Genomic DNA, 16,680 nt, shown 5'->3' on the forward strand with positions numbered 1-16,680 from the left:
TTTAAACACATGTTCGTGCGATGCCCGTCGGCGTGCCCCGCACGCACACTGCGAGACATCGGTGAAAGGAGTCGCGGTGAGCCCTCTGTCTCGCACCAGTGCCCCACCGGACACCCGGCAGGCCCCCGGACCGGACCCCAACCGGTGGCATGCCCTCTGGGTCACCCTGGTCGCCGGTTTCATGATCCTGCTGGACGTGACGATCGTGTCCGTGGCCCTGCCGTCCCTGCGGCGCGACCTGGGCGCGAAGCCGTCGTCGGTGCAGTGGGTCGTGTCGGGCTACGCGCTCACCTTCGCGCTCGCGCTGGTGGTGGCGGGGCGGCTGGGGCGACGCCGTCGGCCGCCGGCGGATCTTCCTCGTCGCGCTGTCCGCCTTCGTCCTGTGCAGCGCGGCCGTCGGCGCGGCCCCCACCATCGGCCTGGTCGTCCTGGCCCGGCTCGCCCAGGGCGTCTCGGCCGGCTTCCTGGCACCGCAGAACTCCGCGCTGATCCAGCAGCTCTTCACCGGCTCCGAACGCGCCCGCGCCTTCGGCCTGTTCAGCGCCACGGTGGGCATCTCCAGCGCCGTCGGCCCCATCACCGGCGGCATCATCCTCGCCCTGGCCACGGGGACGGACGGCTGGCGGTGGATCTTCTACGTCAACGTCCCCATCGGTGCGGCGGCGCTGCTCCTCGGCCGCCGGCTGCTGCCGAGGTCGGCTCCCGGCAGGCGCGGGCACCTGGATCTGGCCGGGGTGGGCCTGCTGGGCTCCGGCGTCCTCGCGCTGATGCTGCCGCTCGTCGAGGCCGACTCCGGCGGGCTGCGCCGCATGTGGTGGCTGTTCCCCGTCGGAGCGCTGCTCCTGTACGGCTTCGCCCGCTGGGAGGGCCGGGTCTCCGCCCGTGGCCTGGAGCCCCTGGTGGAGCCGCACTTGATACGCGGGGTCCGCGGGTACGCGGCGGGGGCCGCGCTGGCCACCGTCTACTTCGTCGGTTTCAGCGGCATCTGGCTGGTGTTCGCCCTCTACTTCCAGGACGCGCTGGGGTATTCACCGCTGGAGTCCGGACTGGCCGTGACGCCCTTCGCGTTCGGGTCCGCGGCGGCCGCCGTGGTGGCCAGCCGGCTCGTGGAGCGCCTGGGGCGGCTGCTGACGGTCCTGGGCCTGGTCGCGGTGGCGGCGGGCCTGACGGCCACCGCGCTGCTGCTGTGGCTGGTCCCGGCGGACACCGCGATCTGGGCGGTCGTACCGGCGCTCCTGGTGAGCGGGATCGGCAGCGGCTTCGTCATCTCCCCCAACGTGACGATGACCCTGCGCGAGGTCCCCGTGCGCATGGCGGGGGTCGCGGGCGGTGCGCTCCAGACGGGCCAGCGGCTGGGCGGCGCGGTCGGTACGGCCGTCCTGCCGGGGCTGTACTACCTGGTCCGGGGCGCGCACGACGGGGCGTCCACCGCCGTCGCCCTGTCGGTCGGCGCGGGCATCCTCGCGATCCTGGTGGCGCTGGTGCCGGCGGTGACGGACTGGCGGGCCGACCGGCGGCAGGGCCCGCGCGCGCTGCCCTCCCCGGAGCACCCTGCCCACCTGGGCTGAGCCGCGCGGTCGGCGCTACCGGCCGGCGCGGGCCTCCTCGCACCGAATATTCCCCGGATATCCTCGCCGTTCGAGGTACGGAAACTCTCCGTTTCCCTGCCCCGGTGAGAATGCTGAACGTCGCACCCCGATATTTTCCCCGGCGAAACAGGACGCCGTACGGACACCCTGATATCGAGGTGCGATATTTTCGGGAAACCGCGCCCAGAACGGATCAGAGCGGAAGCGTTATCCCGAGTTCCTGCATGGCGCTGGAGGGCGGACCTCCCTCGGAACGCTCCGTCTTGTAGCCCTTGACGCGCGCCGACAGGGTGCGCGGGTCGACGGCCTCGGCGGGCGCGCCCTTGGCGTACAGGCCCTCCGGCTCGCTGTCGCGGTCGTGCGGAAGCAGCCAGAACACCCGGCGCCTGAACGTCCCCGAAGAACGCGACGGCTTCGCCTCGGTGCTCAGGCAGGCGTATCCCACCATGCGTCCGTCACGGTGATACGCCGGCTTTCCCCTCCGCGTGGGCAGCCGGTCGAGACTCTGCCGAACGTAGTCCAGCTGCCCGATGTCTTCCAGCCAGACGAGGTCCGTCTCGTGACTGATCTCGTCTTCGGTGATCAAGGAGCTCATGCGACGGCTTCCCTCTCCTCGCCGGTGAGCAGACCGATACCCGGGTAGTACTTCCGCTGGTTGGACAGGATCATCTCCTTCGGCGACGCCAATCCGACGAGTTCCCGGGCCCGCGCGGCAAAGGCACGAGAAGACATGGGGGGCACTCCCTCATTGTGGCACCAGTCCTTGTACGCCTTGTAGAGGCCCGTCTGCTCGGCGCGGAGGTCGGCGGACAGGACGCAGCACTCCTCGAAGAACCGGCCCGTGTGGTCCTCCGTCTCGGCGTAGGCGTTCGTGGCGATCCTGACCCGCTCCGGGCCCGTGAGGTCCCGGGAGCCCTCCAGATAGCGCCGCGCCCCGTCGATGAGCCAGCCGAGGATGCCGGGCCCCTCCTCCGTGACCAGGATGTCGGCCAGGTTGTCGATCTTCCGGTCGTCGGAGACCACCCGCTCGAACGGGATGAGACGCATACGGCGCCAGAAGGCGAAGCCGCCGGTCCCGACCTCGGGACGGTGGTTGCCGAGCAGCCAGAGCTTGTGGGTGGGCTGGAAACTGAAGAAGTCCTGCCGCATGCGCCGGGCCTTGATCCGGTCACCGCCGGTCAGCAGCTTGACCCGGGCCTCGTCGAACTTGTCCCCGGGTTTCACCTCGGAACACACGATGACCCGGCGGCCGTGGAGTTCGGCCAGATCGGTGGGATGACCCTCATAAGGGCGCGACATCAGGAACCCGGGCGGCGCCGCATCCGCGTAATCCCCGAGCAACCGCATCAGGACGTCCAGAAGGACGGATTTACCGTTCTTTCCGGAACCGAACAGGAACGGGAGGACCTGAGCACCGACATCACCCGTGACGGAATACCCGAGCAGCAGCTGGAGAAAACTGATCATCTCGGTTCCCTCGGCGTCGTCGCCGAAGGTGTCCGTCAGGAAGCGGTTCCACCGGGGGGTGGGCACGTGCTGGGGGCCCACCGTGGTCGAGCGGGAGTGGAAGTCCTTGTTCGGGTCGGGCGCCTTGATGAGCCCGGTCTTCAGATCGACGATCCCGTCGGGCGTGCACAGGGCGTACGGGTCGGCGTCCAGCCGCGATGCGTTCAGGACCATGCCGGGGGCCGACTTGGCCTGGGCCAGCATGGCGTTGATGCCCGCCGTGGACAGCGCGCGCTTGCGGTGCTGCTGGAGGGAGGCCGCGGTGAAGACACCGCGCGGATCCTGGAGCGCGATGTTCTCGGCCAGGTCCCCCGCGGCCCACAGGACCGTGTCGTCCTCGTCGATCTGCCAGCGGGTGGTGTCCCAGCGGTACCAGCCGATCCCCGGGACATGCCGGTAGTCGTTGGCGTACAGCTTCACGAACAGCTTGGCGTTGCCTCGGTCCGACAGGGTGTCAGGAAGCAGGCCCGCGGCCGTGACCCGCGGGTCGCTCACCCGGCCGGAGTCGTTCTGTGCCGGGAGGGGCAGAGCGACCTGGCTGCGGATCTGGGCCGCCACCGCGGCGGGATCGAAGTCGAAGAGTTTCTGGTTGCTCGGCGATGTCACAGGTGTCCCCCGCCGTTGTACAGGGGTCGTTTGGAGCCGGCCGTCAGACCGCTGCGGATGATCTGTTCGGCCCGACGACGTTGTCCCGGCCTGACCGCCTCGGCGGTCTCGGTGAGGATGCGTTCGGCCTCCGTCAGCGTCACGCGCCCGGCCGCCACCAGGCCTCCCAGGGTGTACGCGGCCCGGTTGAGGGCGTCCGAGAAGCCGGCGCCCTCGGCCAGCTCTCCGCATGCCCACACGGGCGCCAGAATAGCCTCCAGGGCCCGCGTGGCCCCTCCCCGGCCCCCGCCCGCCGCGAGGACCGCCTGCTGCGCCCTGGGGGGCACAGGACGCGGCGCGGGGATGTTGGGCGCGGGCAGGTGCCCGGTCCGCTCCAGCTCCTGCGCCAGCCACTTGGGCAGCTCCGCCGGCTCCCGGACGCTCCCGATGGGCGTGTAGGTGCCCTTGTCGGTCACGGTGCCCGGAGCGACGATGTAGCCGCCGTGCGCCCGCACATCGACCTGCCAGGCCAGCGCACGGCCCCTGCTGGACCCGGACGAGCACTGCCAGCGGCGGTAGTCCCCGGCCCGGTACCAGACATGCATCCCGCCCGACGGCGTGCGCACCCGCAGCGTCGTCTCGTCGTCGGCCGGGCTCGCCTGGTCCCGCAACGCCGCGAGCACGGCAAGGGTGTGAAAGCCGTTCGACAGGCCGCTCAGGTCGACCTGTTCACCGATGGCGATGCCCGGCAGTATGCGGCTGCGGTGCGGGGGCTGCGCCGCGTGGGCGTCGATGTCGATGACCACCAGGTTGGCGGGCCCGCAGGCGACCCCGACTCCGAAGTCCGGGTGGGCGCCCCACCACTGGCCGATACGGCGCTGGTCCAGCGTCGCCGCGTGGAAACCGTGGCACCAGCGACCGAGCGGCAGACAGGCGCACTCGGCGGCAGGGTGCGGAGTGGCCCGGCAGGCCGCGCAGTTGGCGGCGGGCGTCTTGCGCCCGGGAGCCAGCGGATGGACGGGCCACCCCCGGCGGGCACACCAGCGCGCCGTCGCCAGGGAGGCGGGAGCGACTGAAGACCCCGGCCATGCCTGGTGTGGGTCGCTGGTGGAAAAGTGCAGCTCAGCGGACATACACACCCCCTACCAGCGACCGAAGCTACCCAGTGACGCACACAGACTAGCGAACGTGAGCGCGAGGAGCATGGAATGTCCACCCCGGAAAGGCGCAGGCAAGTCGGGCTGCTCGTCCCCTCCCTGGCTCCCCGGCGGCTCCCAGCGACTGAGACTGAAGCCCCAGCGACTGAGGAGTTTCAGTCGCTGTCGTTCGGTCGCTGAGAAAAGCGCAGGTCAGGCGGGGTTGGGTTACCCATTTAGCGACTGTAGCGACTGAAGGCTTCTATCTATGACGCGCACACGCGCGCGCATAATCCCCTCATATATAGAAACCTTGGGTCGCTTCAGTCGCTGCGTTTCCCCCGTCACCCCTCTGACCTGCGCTTTTGCGGTGCTTCGGGCCAGCTACCGAAGCGTCCCAGGGTCGCTGAGCTTCAGTCGCTGGGGGTGGGAGGACGTCTGGAAGGGCGTTTTGGGGCAGCGACTGAAGGGTGGGAGGGGACTGGAGGCAGCGACTGAAGACTCGGAGGGGGCCGGGACAGCGACTGAAGCCCCCGCCCGCCCGGCCGGGCTGTGCTTCTTCGGTATCCCCGACGCGTCAGATAGATCCCGAAGTTCAGTCGCTTCGGTCGCTGTTACCGGTCCCCGCCCACGGTCTGGCTGAACCACCACCGACGCCGGCGAAGCAGGCTAGGTTGGAATTCCTGTACAATACCGCGCCCAATGCGGGCTGTGCCAGCGATTGGGGCTGAAGTGACGTTTCAGTCTTGTTCGGTTGTGCAGTAGGGCTTTGCCCGGTCGATGAGAGCAAGCAGGTCCGCGACTGCGGGCCACCTCACCGCTTTCCGCGGGTGGACACCTCGGCGGGGCGGGCGGGGGCGTGCTCCTCGGCAGGTGATCGACGCGATCGGGTTCAAGTACCGCACCGGTACGCCGTGGATGGACCTGCCCGAGCACTTCGGGTCGTGGAAGGGCATGGCGTCCACAACCGGCTGCGGAAGTGGGCCGCGGATGGCACCTGGGAGAAGGTCTTCACCGCTCTGCTGGCCCGAGCCGACACCGAGGGCGATCTTGAGTGGGTCGTCGCGGTCGACTCCACGATCGTGCGGGCTCATCAGCGCGCCGTCGGGGCCCGTCAAAAAGGGCCCTGGCCGACGAACCGGACCATCACATCCTCGGACGCTCCCCCGGCGGCCCGACCACAAAGATCCACGTCGCCGCGGACAGCCGCTGCCGCCCGCTCGCATGGCCCGGTTACGGGTGCCCCGGCCGGTCGGCCGGCCCAGGACCACACCGGAGATGGTCCTGGCCGACATGCGCAAGAAGCGGTGCCGATCCGGCGGCCGACCACCGGCCTTCGACCGCGAGGCGTACAGACGGCGCAACACCGTCGAGCGGTGCATCAACAAGCTCAAGCAGTGGCGCGGCCTGGCCACTCGATACTTCATCTGGCCGGACAGACGACCCGAAGGTGCGGCTACCCTGCCCACATGTCTGCCCAGGCGGGGTCCTCGGCGAAGCATGCCTGGAACTCCACCTTCCAGTACTGGGGCTGCCCGTACGGATCCTGCCGATCGCCGTGCTCGTTGACCGCCAGCAGTCGTCCAAGAGACAGCGCGGGCCGGTTCCCGGTCCAGCCCCAGACGCCCCACTCAACGATGAAGCACACGCCGCCTCCATGGTGCTGGCACCGGCGGCGACGCCATGCCGGCCCAGGTTCTGCTCGAACGCTTCGGCACTGGACCGCCAGGAGTTGGGCATGCCGCCAGGCTAGCTTCACCGATCATCCCCTCCTGGCTCAGGACGGAGGTCCCCGCTTCGTGATCCACAGGAAACGCCCCAGCCCTGCCGCGACTTCTCCTCTCCGAGTTCGCCCGCCCGCATCGGCGCGGGGTGAAGGCGCGGGCCTGTAAGCGGCGTTGGAGTTGCTCGTCCCCACCCCAGACGGCCGTGACGAGACGCCCATGGCGGTTTTGTGCAGTTGGAAGCAGGGCTCGCTGTCCGCGCAGGTGGCCGGCCGCCTGCGAAGCGGGCCCTGGGAAGGTCGGGGCCGGGGCGGCGGTGGACGTATGACGAGATGCTTGCCGCGTTGCCCGAGATGGACGGTGCGGCAGAAGGCGGTCCGCGCTACGAGCCCTCGAAGGTCACCGGTGTCCTGCTGGCCCCGGGGCCGGTGCACCTCACCTACGAGACCACGCTGGATGGAAACCGGGCACGGCGCAGTTCGCTCTGGCGCAAGCAGGGTGCGGAGGCAACCTGGCAGAATTAGCGGAGCGTCTGGCGTCCGACCCGATGGGCTGTGGCAGATCTTTCAGCAGGTTCTCCCCCACCTCCAGTCCGTCCACAGGGCGGGGGCCGACGGCGAGTTGCCCGGAGGGCTCCAGGGGCACGTACGTCTGGTGGCGTTCCCACCAGGTGAGGGTCAAAGAAAGTGTGAGATCTGCGTGCTGGCCCCTGCCTGACGTCTGTCCCCTGGTGCCGCCACTCCCCCACTGCGGTGGTCACGATGATTACGCCGTAATAGCCAGCCCCCTGCCCTCTTCAGACCCTCACCCCGGCCCGCTGATCGGGCCCGCCGGATGCAGCTACTGTCACAGCCATTCCCGCTTCTGCTGGGGCTTTCGGCTCTGTCTGCTGACTACGGCAGCGGGAGGTTTCGAGGCGTTGCTGACCGAGCGCCTGGGTGCCATCTGGTGCGGCCGGACCGCAAGGGCAGGCCGCTCTGGCACGGCCGCCTCACCCGAGGCCGTCAGTGATCGAGGCCGTCTTCGACGCTCTCAAAGGCCAGCTGAGCCTGGAACAGCTATTACGGCGTAATAGCCAGGGCAGGGACGCTGCCTCAGCAGCCCGGGGCTTACGCCTTTTCCGGGATGCTTCCCGACGACGATGCCCGCCGTGGCCTGGAAGCCAAGTGGCACGACGGCGTCGAGGCTCTTGGTGACGGTTCCCTGTGGTGACGTCGAAGCGTCGCTCAACGAGCTGTACGAGACATCAGGTAGCCGACACCATGTCGGCACCATCCCGGCGACATCAGCGCCAGTCCCCACGCAGCCTCCCCCGGCTATTACGCCGTAATAGCCGACGGCCCGCGCTGTGTGACCGAGGCTCGTAGACTCATGGTGTGGCATTCATGAGCACCCCGCACTGCTGCTTCCTGTGATGGGGAGACGTTGAGGGCGACGCCGGGCGGCGTCGCCCTCCTTGGTGTGCCTGCTGGGTGAGTCACCACCCTTCCGGGGTTGTCCGCCCCCGCAGGCACGGTCTCTTCCCCTCACCGTTGCCAGGAGTGTCTCGTGCCCGTATTGCTTCCCCCTGCCCTCGAACTCTCTCTCGACCTGCTGCGCTGCCCCACGTGCCGTTGCCGCACAGCCCGTCTGTCCCCCAGCCGTGGCGCACTGCGTTGCCCGGCGGGGCATACGTTCGATGTCGCCCGGCACGGCTATGCCGGCCTGCTGACAGGCATCCGTGCCACCAGCGGCGACGACTCGTCCATGGTCCAGGCCCGGGAGCGATTTCTGTCGACCGGCATCTACGCGCCCATCCGCACAGCCGTGGCCCGCCTGGTGGTCGACTCCGCGCCCGCACACGCCAGCATCGTGGACGTCGGCTGTGGCACGGGCTACTACCTGGCCGGCGTACTCGACCAGTTGCCCGGTGCCCGTGGTCTGGGTCTGGACACGTCGGTGCGCGCACTGCGCTCAGCGGCGCGCGTCCATGAACGTATCGCCGCGGTGGCCTGGGACGTCTTCCGTCCCTTTCCGTTGGCCGACGGAGTGGCCGATGTGGTGGTGGACGTGTTCGCCCCGCGCAACCCGGCCGAGTTCCGTCGAGTGCTGCGCCCGACGGGTCGGCTGGTCGTGGTCCGTCCTACCGGGCGGCATCTTGCCGAGCTGCGCAGCCGGGTCTCTGCGATGGTCACGGTCGACCCAGCGAAGGAAGAACGCCTACACCGAGCGCTGGATCCCTTCTTCGAGGCCGTCGTTACCGAACGCGTCGAGTACACCGAGCCCTTGACCCGGCAGGAGGTGCTGGATCTGGTGGCGATGACACCTAGCGCACGGCATGTGAGTCGTGCCGACGTGAGCGATGACGGCCTTCTGCCCGATCAGGTCACCGTCTCCGTGCTGGCCACCGTCTACCGGCCTCGGTGACGGCTATTACGGCGTAATAGCCCAGGGGTCGCGTGGCCACCTCTGCTGGGGTTCGGTGACAGTGGTTCGGACCTCTGGTCCGGACCACTGGCTATTACGGCGTAATAGGGAGCCGTTCGGGGCCGGGTCCGGGCGGGAAATCCGTGATGCGCGGCGGCGGGCGTTCTTCGGGATGTGTGTCCCGTTACAGTAGACGGGAATAAACGAGAAGAGACGAGGGGCCTTGTGGAGATCATCCTGACCATCAGGGAGCCCAACGATGAGTTCCAGCGGGATCTGTTGGCGTTGCTGGCCAAGCACGCGGACCGGGTTCGGTTGGACACCGACTGGAACGTCGAGCGTGCGGCGCGGTTCTACGAGGAGTTGCCTGCGCGGGCTCGGCGGATCGTTCAGGGTGCCGTGGCGGGGGAAGGGTTCGTGTCTGCCGAGGAGTTGCGGCTTACTCCTGGTGCGAGTCTGCGCGGGCATGCCGGAGCGTTGAGGCAGACCCTGGAGCGGGGGGCCCGGTTGGGCTGGTGGCCGGATGGACTGCGTGCTCCTGTCGCTCCGGTGGGGCCGGGCTTCGGGAAGGTGCAGGGTTATCGGATGCCGGCTGAGCTGCTGGAGGTGTTCGCCACGGCGCTGTCCGCTGATGGGCAGGTTTCGGGACCGGGGGACCGGTCCGCTGCCGTGGACTAGACAGATGGTGGTGTGCCTCGGCTTGTCAGGCCGTTCGTCCAGCGTTCCTCCACGTCGGCGAATCTCCAGACGAGCAGGGCGACGGCCCAGGTGGCGAAGAAGAGTCCGACGATGACGAAGCCGATCGCGTTGAGGTCCACACCGGCTATCCAGTCCCAGAAGCCGCCGTGCAGGGCGAGTTTGTCGGCGAGCAGGCCGAGGAGTTCCACCGTGCCGATGAGGAGGGCGACAGTGACGGACAGGCCGGTGACGGTGAGGTTGTAGTAGACCTTGCGGACCGGCTTGGAGAAGGCCCAGCCGTAGGCGAAGTTCATGAACGTGCCGTCGATGGTGTCCAGCAGGGACATGCCGGCCGCGAACAGCACGGGCAGGCAGAGGATGGCGTACCAGGGCAGGCCGGAGGCGGCGCTGGAGCCGGCGAGGACCAGCAGGGCGATCTCCGTCGCCGTGTCGAAGCCGAGCCCGAAGAGCAGGCCCAGCGGGTACATCTGGCCGGGGCGGGTGATCGACTTCATCAAGGTGGCGAGCACGCGGTTGAGGAAGCCCCGTTTGTTCAGGTGCTCCTCCAGTTCCGTCTCGTCGTAACGGCCGGAGCGCATGCCCCGGCACACCTTCCAGATGCCTACGAGGGCAAGGAGGTTGATGGCGGCGATGACGTACAGGAACGCTCCGGAGACCAGGGTGCCGATCCAGGTCGTCAGGTTGTGCAGGGCGGAGTCGTCGTTCTGGAGGGGGCCGGCGAGACCCTTGATCCCGAAGGCCAGGAGGAGGGACAGGGCGAAGACGACACTGGAGTGGCCCAGGGAGAACCAGAAGCCGACCGTCAGCGGCCGCTTCTCGGAGTTCATCAGCTTCCGCGTCGTGTTGTCGATGGCCGCGATGTGGTCGGCGTCGAAGGCGTGCCGCATCCCGAGGACGTAGGCGGTGACACCTATGCCCACGCCGAAGCTCTTCTGGCCCACGGTGAAGTGGTGGGGAGCCACGACCGTGACGAGGATGCCCCAGCCGATGATGTGCAAGGCGGTGACGACGGCGAAGACGGCTCCCAGGCGTGACCACTCCGCCTTGGTCAGCGAGCCACGGACGGTGGACAGGCGGGTGGGGGAGGGGAGTGGTCTCAGCGTGGGAGCGGACATCGTGGTTCCTCTTTCCGTGGGTGCGGGTCGGGCGGGCGCGGTCATGAGAAGAGCCGTGCGGACCTGCGCCAGGTCCGCACGGCTCGGTGCGTCAGACCGTTCAGGCCGCCGGCGGCACGTACGGGAACGTCTGTGACGGCTTCGCGGTGATCGACTCCTTGCCGATGCCCAGGGTCACCGGGGTGTTGCTGGCGAAGGAGAACATCACGTCCGGCGCGTTGTCCGTGAGGGTGCGGCCGTTCCACTGCGCGAACCCGTACGAGGCGGGGGTGCCGACCACGTACGGCAGGACGTTGGGGAGGATCCGGTCCACGACCGTCCTGGCGTAGGCCTCGGGGTCCTCGGCCGTGCCGTAGGCGCGGACCACACCGGCGACCGACTTGGTGAGGGCCTTGCCGTACAGCGCGACGTCCTCGCTCGGCACGTTCTCGTTGAGCCGGTCGCCGAGGGTCTCGTCGTACTGGGTGAAGAGCGGGTGGATCATCGGCAGGCCGGCCCGGTTGATCGGACGCCAGCCGCCGGCGTCCGTGGCCAGGAAGGCGACGGCCCATACGTCGATCGTGCGGTCCGCACCGGCGATGGGCAGCAGCTCCTCGTCGGCGACCTCCAGGACGATCGAGTACACGGTGTGTCCGGCGAACAGGTTCGCCGCCCGCTCCGGGTCCCAGGAGGACAGGTCGACCTTGGTCCCGTCCTGGAAGGCGTGGCCGACGGCGTGCAGCACGTCCGGCTCGATCCAGAAGGGGTCGCCCGCCTTGCCGACCCAGGCGCGGCTGCCGCCGGGCAGCTCCAGGGGCTCGCCGGTGCGGCCCCGGCCGATGACGGTACCCTCGGCGAAGTCGTCCCGCGCATCGGGCCCGGCCAGCCGGCGCACCTCGTAGGTCTGGACGCCGTTCGCGTCGGCCTCGGCGAAGGTGAAGCGGTAGGTGACGTCCTCGACGGCGTCACCGTTCGAGTCAATCTTGAACTCGTACTTGCCCTCGGGGTGCAGGCCACGGGGGATGTCCTCGCCGGCCAGCGAGTGACTGTGGTCCGTGACGAACACAGTGCCCTGCTCACCTCGGAACACATACAGGTCCGTGATGTCCAGACGAGGGTCCTGGCGGGCGATGGGGGAGTCGAGGTGGTGGGACATGTCGTTCTCGCTTTCATGTCGAAGCCGTGCGTCGAAGCGCTGTGTCGAAGCCGTGCTCAACAGTCTGGTGAGAGCGCGCACCGCAATCTGTCGAGAACGCTCCAGAGCGGGCTGAGCATCGCCCACACGACGGCTGTGGGGTTTACCCGACAGCCCCCGGCTGGTCGACTTCACTGAGGTAGAGACGGGCCAGCTGCACACGCGACCGGATGCCCAGCTTCTCGAACGCGTGGCGCACATGGGTGTTCACCGTGTGCGGTGACAGGAACAGTCGTTCGGCCGCCTGCCGGTTGGTCGCCCCGTGCGCGATCAGGCGTACGACGCCCAGCTCCGACGGGGTCAGCCCGCGCCACCCGGCGTCCGGTGCTCCGGCGGCCGGGGCTGCCGCGGCGGGCTTGACGCTCGGCCTGGCGCCCGTCTTGATCCCGAGCTTGCGCAGTCGGCTCCGGACGCGCCGGACATCCCGGTGGGCGCCGCACGCCTCGTACCCCTCCAGCGCCCGCTCGAAGCAGGCGCGTGCTTCGGGCGATATCATCGCCGTCGGCAGCCCGCCGGCGTCCTCCCACGCCTGGGCCCTGAGCAGCGGTCGAGCGGTCCCGTACCGCTCCGCCGCCTCCACGAGCCTGTCCGCGTCGCCGTCCAGGAGTCCGCGCGCATGCGCGGCCACGGTCCCGAAGAGCGGGAAACGGGGATTGCGCCGCGCCCGGCGCTCGGCGAACTCGACGGCGGTGACGGCGACTTCACGCAGACCCGCGCCGAGCGCGGCACGGACCAGCAGGATCGTCTCCCCGGGATCGACGGGGGTCGCGTGGACGTAGCCTCGGCTCAAGTATGGGAGTGCCACTGAGAGTTGACGTGGCGTCAGGTCCGCACATCCGTCGCGGTATGTCATGGCGATCACGGTGATCCACGCGCCGATCCTGCGGCGCTGCGGGTCGTCGCTCGTGAGGCAGGCGTCGGCCTGGGCCGCGCAGGCCTCCATCGTCGCGTCGTTCCCGGTGTGGAAGGCCACGCGCGCCTTGGTGCACAGGGCTGTCAACTCCCCTGTGAAGGACATCCCGGTGGCCGTGGTCGCGGCCTCGGCCGACGCCAGTTCCCGTGTCGCGGCCGTCAACTGACCGGCCTCCAGCAGGAGTCGGGCCCGCGCGGTCCGCCACAGGGGCAGAAGTGCCTGGCGGCCACGCTGTTCCGCCTCGTGCGCCGCTTCTTCCACGAGGTCCCGCGCGTTCCGGTCGTCCCCGGACAGGCTCAGCAGCGCGGCACGCCAGCTCGTGGCGAGGGCCACTTCGGGCAGAGCGGCGGCGCGGGCCGGGTCGAGGTGCGCGATGCCCGCCGCGGCGGCCTCGCTGTGCTTCAGCGCGTCGGCCCAGTTCTGCCGATGGCAGGCGCTCATCGACTGCAGGGTCCGGTGCGTCAGTTCACTGACCGGGTGCACACCGCGCGTCCGCATCAGCGACTCGGCCATGGCACCGCCGGCCACCTCGACCTCACCCGCCAGCAGGCGGTTCAGCAGGGTCGTCGACAGCAGCTGGTCCTTCACGGCGACCGGGACATCGCGCCGGCGATGGACGTGGCGGATATGAGCGTCCGGCTGCTGGATGCGGAACTGGCTGCCCATGCGGGCCAGTTCGAGGCAGGCCTGGGCGTGGGTGAGGGGATCGGGCGGGCCCTGGACGACTCGGCGGGCCAGGTCGCGGGCCTCGGCGACGTCACCGGCCTGCCACAGCAGGGGGATGAGTTCCGCCGACAGCCGCTGTCGCTCGGGGCACACCTCTTCGGTGAGTTCCATGGCGCGCTGGAGATACCGGGCGGCGGTGCCCGGCGCCACGGGGGCCAGCTCCTGTGCGGCGATCCGCAGGACGCGCCCCGCTCGGGCGTCGCCGGGCTCGGCGAGGTCGATGAGTTCGGCGGCCAGCGACACCGCCGGCACACCCGCATTCATGCGCACCTCCACCGAGCGCCTGCGGACGGACCGGCGCAGGGGCCGGGGGAGGGTGGCCGCGACCGCCTCGCGCACCGCCTCGTGCGGGAAGGACAGCCGGTCGTGACCGGCGTGCAGCAGCTGGGCGGCCAGGACTTCCCGCAGGGGCCGGAGCAGCGTCGGCTCGGGGCGGCCGAGTACCTGGGACAGGTGCTGGACGGTGAGGGTACCGCCCAGCACCGAGGCGATCAGCACCAGTTCCCGCCCGTCCTCGGAGAGTTGGTCGAGACGGCGGGTGACCAGCGCAGCGAGGACCGTCGGCGCGTCGGCCCGGCCGTGCGCGCCGGCGGGGGAGCCGTCCTGGAGGTGCGCGCACAACTGCCGTACCAGGCCCGGGAGTCCGTCGAGGTAGCGCAGGTAAGGTACCGCTGCCGTGGCGCGCGGGCCCAGGAGGTCCTGGGTCATCTGCCGTACGGCGTCCGGGGCGAGCGGCGGCAGTTCGAGATGGGCGGCCTGTCCGGTGAGCAGATCCCGGCGCAGCGTCCGTACGGCCGGCGCGTCCGGGTGGGCGCGGGAGGCGAGCACCCACAGCAGGGGGAGGCCGGCGAGCCGCGCCGTGAGCGTGCGCACCGCCAGCAGGGTCAGGTCGTCGCAGTCGTGGACGTCGTCGAGGAGGAGGACGACCGGCCGCTCCTGGGAGAGGGCGCGCAGCCGGTTCCCGACCTCCCGCAGCAGCCAGTAGGACGCCCCCTCCTCGGGTGAGCCGGCGCGCGGCCCGTGGGCGAAGTCGTCGGCCTCGGCGGCGAGGGCGTCCAGCAGCGGTGCCAGGGGAGTCAGCTGCCCGCGGGCCAGTCCGGCGCCCGTGAGCACCTGGGCCCCGGCCAGGGCCGCCTCGGTTCCGGCACTGGTCAGCATGCGGGACTTGCCCGCACCGGCCGGCCCCTCGATCCACAGGACCCCGCCGCCGTTGCGGTGGACGTGCCGGCGTACCCACTGGGTGAGCCGTTCCTGTTCCGCTCGGCGTCCGCGCACGGGGAGCGCGGACACCCCGGCGGCGGCACCGGCCGCCGTCCATGGGTTGTCAATCGCCTGGGTCAAGGCAACCTCCAGGGGTCCGTGTTCACTGCGACGGACGGGGCGCGACACCGCGAGGCGCCAGTGCCGGGGGAGTCGGCGACCGAGGGCGGGACGGGTGCGGACACCGCGTCGCCGGCCGATCGGGCGTACGGCCGTGACCCCCGTGCCCGGGGGCGCGGCCTTCCCCGTGTCTTCCGACATACTGGTCAGGGTTGTGCCCGCCTGGCTGTCGAGACCGCCTCAGAAGTGCTCCGGGTGCTCCCCAGGGGAGATGTCGGGAGAACCCCACGGAATCCCACGGGACCGCTCCCCACCGGTCGCCCCCTCTGCTCCGCACCGGCTCCGCTTTGGCATTTCTCGGCTTTTCGCGCCCTCACGGGGCAGGCGCGGCACGCATGCGTTCCCGCTGGTCCCGCCGCCTGACTGTGGGGCCCTCCCCATGCCGGACCCCCGGGATGTCCCGTGGGTGGTGTCGAGGCCGCACTACAGCCGGGCTGGCGGACCGGTCGTGAGACTGGAGGCCCGCCGACCACCGGCCGGACTCACCACCATGACGAACGGGTGCGCTGGGCGCGCCCGGCACCGGGAAACGGGGAAGTGAAACAGATGGCACAGCTGGAAGCCGTACGGTTCGAGGGCCGGTCTGTTCCGCACCGGGCGATGGTGGGCGCGGCCCGTGGGATCCGCGTACGCAGCCGTGTCACCAGGCTGGCCGGGGCCTTGGTCTCCGTGAGCGTCGGCAGCACGCTGCTGCTGACGCCGGGGCTGACCCGGACGGCGACGGGAGTCGTCTTCGGAGTGCAGTTCGCCGTCCAGGGCGTGCTCCAGCTGTTCGCCGTGCGCGAGGCGAGAGTGCCACGGCCCGTCCGCTGGCTGCTGGCCGGCGGTGGACTCGTCGTCCTCTTCCTCGCGGTCTCCTTCTTCCGGGGCCATGCCGACTCGGTGTTCCTGCTGGGACTGTGGACGGGCTTCGGTCTGCTGTTGCGCGGCTTCACGATGGCGGTCTCGATGATGCCGTCTTCGGTCGTTCACGTCGTCGCCTATGACGACCTGCTGAACGCGGTGATCGTCTCGGTCGGCCTCTTCATGACCGCTTTCCCCTTTTCGTCCCTGGGGCAACTGGCCTCCCTCGCCGGTGTCGCCCTGGTACTCACCGGGCTGGTGGAGGCCGTCGGCGCGTCCCGCCGACGGAGCCGGACGCTGCGCCCGCTGTACTGAACAAACGGCTCGCCGTACGACGGGGCTTTCCCCGGTCCACGCGGCTTTCGCTGTCCCACGCGGTTTTCCCGGGACCGTTTCGCCGCTCCGCGGAGCAATTCCCCGCGCGGCGCGGTGGGCGATCCGGTTCGTCCACAGGAGGTTTCACATGAGGAAGTGCCACCACACGATCCCGGTCACCCATTGGATCGCCCGGCGTCTGCCGGTGCCGATCGCGTGCGAGTTCTCGTTCGACTCCGCCGATCCGCTGGCCGTCGCCCTTCTCTTCGACAGCGAAGGTGAGTATCCGGTGCGGTGGGTGTTCGCCCGCGAGTTGCTGAGCGAGGGACTCGCCGCCCGATCCGGCCAGGGAGATGTCGCGGTATGGCCGGAGTACGACGAGGACGGCGACCGTTCCCTGTGGATCCAGGTGGGAAACGCCCGTCACACGGCGCTTTTCGAGATGCCGGCCCAGCCGGTCGCCCAGTGGCTGGCGCACTGCTATGCGATGGTTCCCCGGGGTGAGGAGCTGGCGCATGTGGACTGGGACCAGCTGACTCAGCTGATCCAATGACGTGGTCCAAGCTTCA

11 protein-coding genes and 4 pseudogenes are annotated in these 16,680 nt (G+C 69.8%); 8 read left to right on the forward strand and 7 right to left on the reverse strand.

Annotated features, from left to right (window positions below):
* Positions 1-76 precede the first annotated feature (76 nt).
* Positions 77-1,568 (forward strand): annotated as a pseudogene (locus tag AB0L21_RS21575) (MFS transporter).
* A 214-nt stretch (positions 1,569-1,782) separates the two neighbouring features.
* Here AB0L21_RS21575 and AB0L21_RS21580 read toward each other — a convergent pair.
* Genes AB0L21_RS21580 through AB0L21_RS21590 form a run of 3 tightly spaced genes read right to left on the reverse strand, consistent with a single transcriptional unit; the run spans position 1,783 to position 4,813 of the window.
* Positions 1,783-2,184, reverse strand: coding sequence for a DUF6009 family protein (locus AB0L21_RS21580; protein WP_356119608.1), 402 nt, complete (start codon positions 2,182-2,184; stop codon positions 1,783-1,785).
* Entirely contained in the window at positions 2,181-3,701 is a 1,521-nt protein-coding gene (locus AB0L21_RS21585; protein ID WP_365705388.1) for a phage/plasmid primase, P4 family, read from the reverse strand. The genes AB0L21_RS21580 and AB0L21_RS21585 overlap by 4 nt, the downstream gene beginning before the upstream one ends.
* The gene (locus AB0L21_RS21590) at positions 3,698-4,813 is read right to left on the reverse strand and encodes a bifunctional DNA primase/polymerase (protein WP_365785725.1); all 1,116 of its coding nucleotides are present in this window, start codon (positions 4,811-4,813) and stop codon (positions 3,698-3,700) included. The genes AB0L21_RS21585 and AB0L21_RS21590 overlap by 4 nt, the downstream gene beginning before the upstream one ends.
* 783 nt (positions 4,814-5,596) lie before the next feature.
* Here AB0L21_RS21590 and AB0L21_RS21595 point away from each other — a divergent pair.
* Positions 5,597-6,238, forward strand: a pseudogene (locus tag AB0L21_RS21595) (IS5 family transposase); the annotation flags it as partial.
* A 34-nt stretch (positions 6,239-6,272) separates the two neighbouring features.
* Here AB0L21_RS21595 and AB0L21_RS21600 read toward each other — a convergent pair.
* The gene (locus AB0L21_RS21600) at positions 6,273-6,464 is read right to left on the reverse strand and encodes a hypothetical protein (RefSeq protein ID WP_365785821.1); all 192 of its coding nucleotides are present in this window, start codon (positions 6,462-6,464) and stop codon (positions 6,273-6,275) included.
* A 366-nt stretch (positions 6,465-6,830) separates the two neighbouring features.
* On the opposite strand from AB0L21_RS21600, the pseudogene AB0L21_RS21605 reads away from it, so the two are divergent.
* The 4 genes and pseudogenes from AB0L21_RS21605 to AB0L21_RS21620 form a co-directional block, all read left to right on the forward strand.
* A pseudogene (locus tag AB0L21_RS21605) lies at positions 6,831-7,064 on the forward strand (DUF4440 domain-containing protein); the annotation flags it as partial.
* A 293-nt stretch (positions 7,065-7,357) separates the two neighbouring features.
* Positions 7,358-7,598: pseudogene (locus tag AB0L21_RS21610) on the forward strand (IS982 family transposase); the annotation flags it as partial.
* Positions 7,599-8,088: 490 nt separating this feature from the next.
* Positions 8,089-8,946, forward strand: a complete 858-nt coding sequence (locus AB0L21_RS21615) for a methyltransferase domain-containing protein (RefSeq protein WP_365785727.1) — start codon at positions 8,089-8,091, stop codon at positions 8,944-8,946.
* A gap of 225 nt (positions 8,947-9,171) precedes the next feature.
* Positions 9,172-9,624 (forward strand): hypothetical protein, encoded by a 453-nt coding sequence (locus AB0L21_RS21620; protein ID WP_365785729.1) that lies wholly within the window; start codon positions 9,172-9,174, stop codon positions 9,622-9,624.
* Here AB0L21_RS21620 and AB0L21_RS21625 read toward each other — a convergent pair.
* The 3 genes from AB0L21_RS21625 to AB0L21_RS21635 form a co-directional block, all read right to left on the reverse strand.
* Positions 9,621-10,760: a HoxN/HupN/NixA family nickel/cobalt transporter gene (locus AB0L21_RS21625; RefSeq protein ID WP_365785730.1), complete on the reverse strand. Its 1,140-nt coding sequence runs from the start codon at positions 10,758-10,760 to the stop codon at positions 9,621-9,623. The two genes, AB0L21_RS21620 and AB0L21_RS21625, sit on opposite strands and share 4 nt — an antisense overlap.
* A 100-nt stretch (positions 10,761-10,860) precedes the next feature.
* Positions 10,861-11,895 (reverse strand): DUF4331 family protein, encoded by a 1,035-nt coding sequence (locus AB0L21_RS21630; protein WP_365785732.1) that lies wholly within the window; start codon positions 11,893-11,895, stop codon positions 10,861-10,863.
* A gap of 142 nt (positions 11,896-12,037) precedes the next feature.
* Positions 12,038-14,914 carry a LuxR C-terminal-related transcriptional regulator gene (locus AB0L21_RS21635; protein WP_365785734.1) on the reverse strand — a complete coding sequence of 959 codons (2,877 nt, stop codon included), beginning with the start codon at positions 14,912-14,914 and terminating at the stop codon, positions 12,038-12,040.
* A 585-nt stretch (positions 14,915-15,499) separates the two neighbouring features.
* On the opposite strand from AB0L21_RS21635, the gene AB0L21_RS21640 reads away from it, so the two are divergent.
* Entirely contained in the window at positions 15,500-16,111 is a 612-nt protein-coding gene (locus AB0L21_RS21640; protein WP_365705374.1) for a DUF308 domain-containing protein, read from the forward strand.
* A 148-nt stretch (positions 16,112-16,259) separates the two neighbouring features.
* Complete coding sequence (locus AB0L21_RS21645) at positions 16,260-16,664, forward strand: SsgA family sporulation/cell division regulator (protein WP_365785736.1); 405 nt, start codon at positions 16,260-16,262, stop codon at positions 16,662-16,664.
* Positions 16,665-16,680: the final 16 nt, after the last annotated feature.

Source organism: Streptomyces sp. NPDC052721, assembly GCF_040678315.1.
GTDB lineage: Bacteria > Actinomycetota > Actinomycetes > Streptomycetales > Streptomycetaceae > Streptomyces.

Excerpts from the sequence above, each read along its gene's own strand:
- AB0L21_RS21580 (WP_356119608.1), bottom strand. The coding sequence starts at position 2,184 with ATGAGCTCCTTGATCACCGAAGACGAGATCAGTCACGAGACGGACCTC.
- AB0L21_RS21590 (WP_365785725.1), bottom strand. The coding sequence starts at position 4,813 with ATGTCCGCTGAGCTGCACTTTTCCACCAGCGACCCACACCAGGCATGG.
- AB0L21_RS21625 (WP_365785730.1), bottom strand. The coding sequence starts at position 10,760 with ATGTCCGCTCCCACGCTGAGACCACTCCCCTCCCCCACCCGCCTGTCC.
- AB0L21_RS21630 (WP_365785732.1), bottom strand. The coding sequence starts at position 11,895 with ATGTCCCACCACCTCGACTCCCCCATCGCCCGCCAGGACCCTCGTCTG.
- AB0L21_RS21640 (WP_365705374.1), top strand. The coding sequence starts at position 15,500 with ATGGCACAGCTGGAAGCCGTACGGTTCGAGGGCCGGTCTGTTCCGCAC.
- AB0L21_RS21645 (WP_365785736.1), top strand. The coding sequence starts at position 16,260 with ATGAGGAAGTGCCACCACACGATCCCGGTCACCCATTGGATCGCCCGG.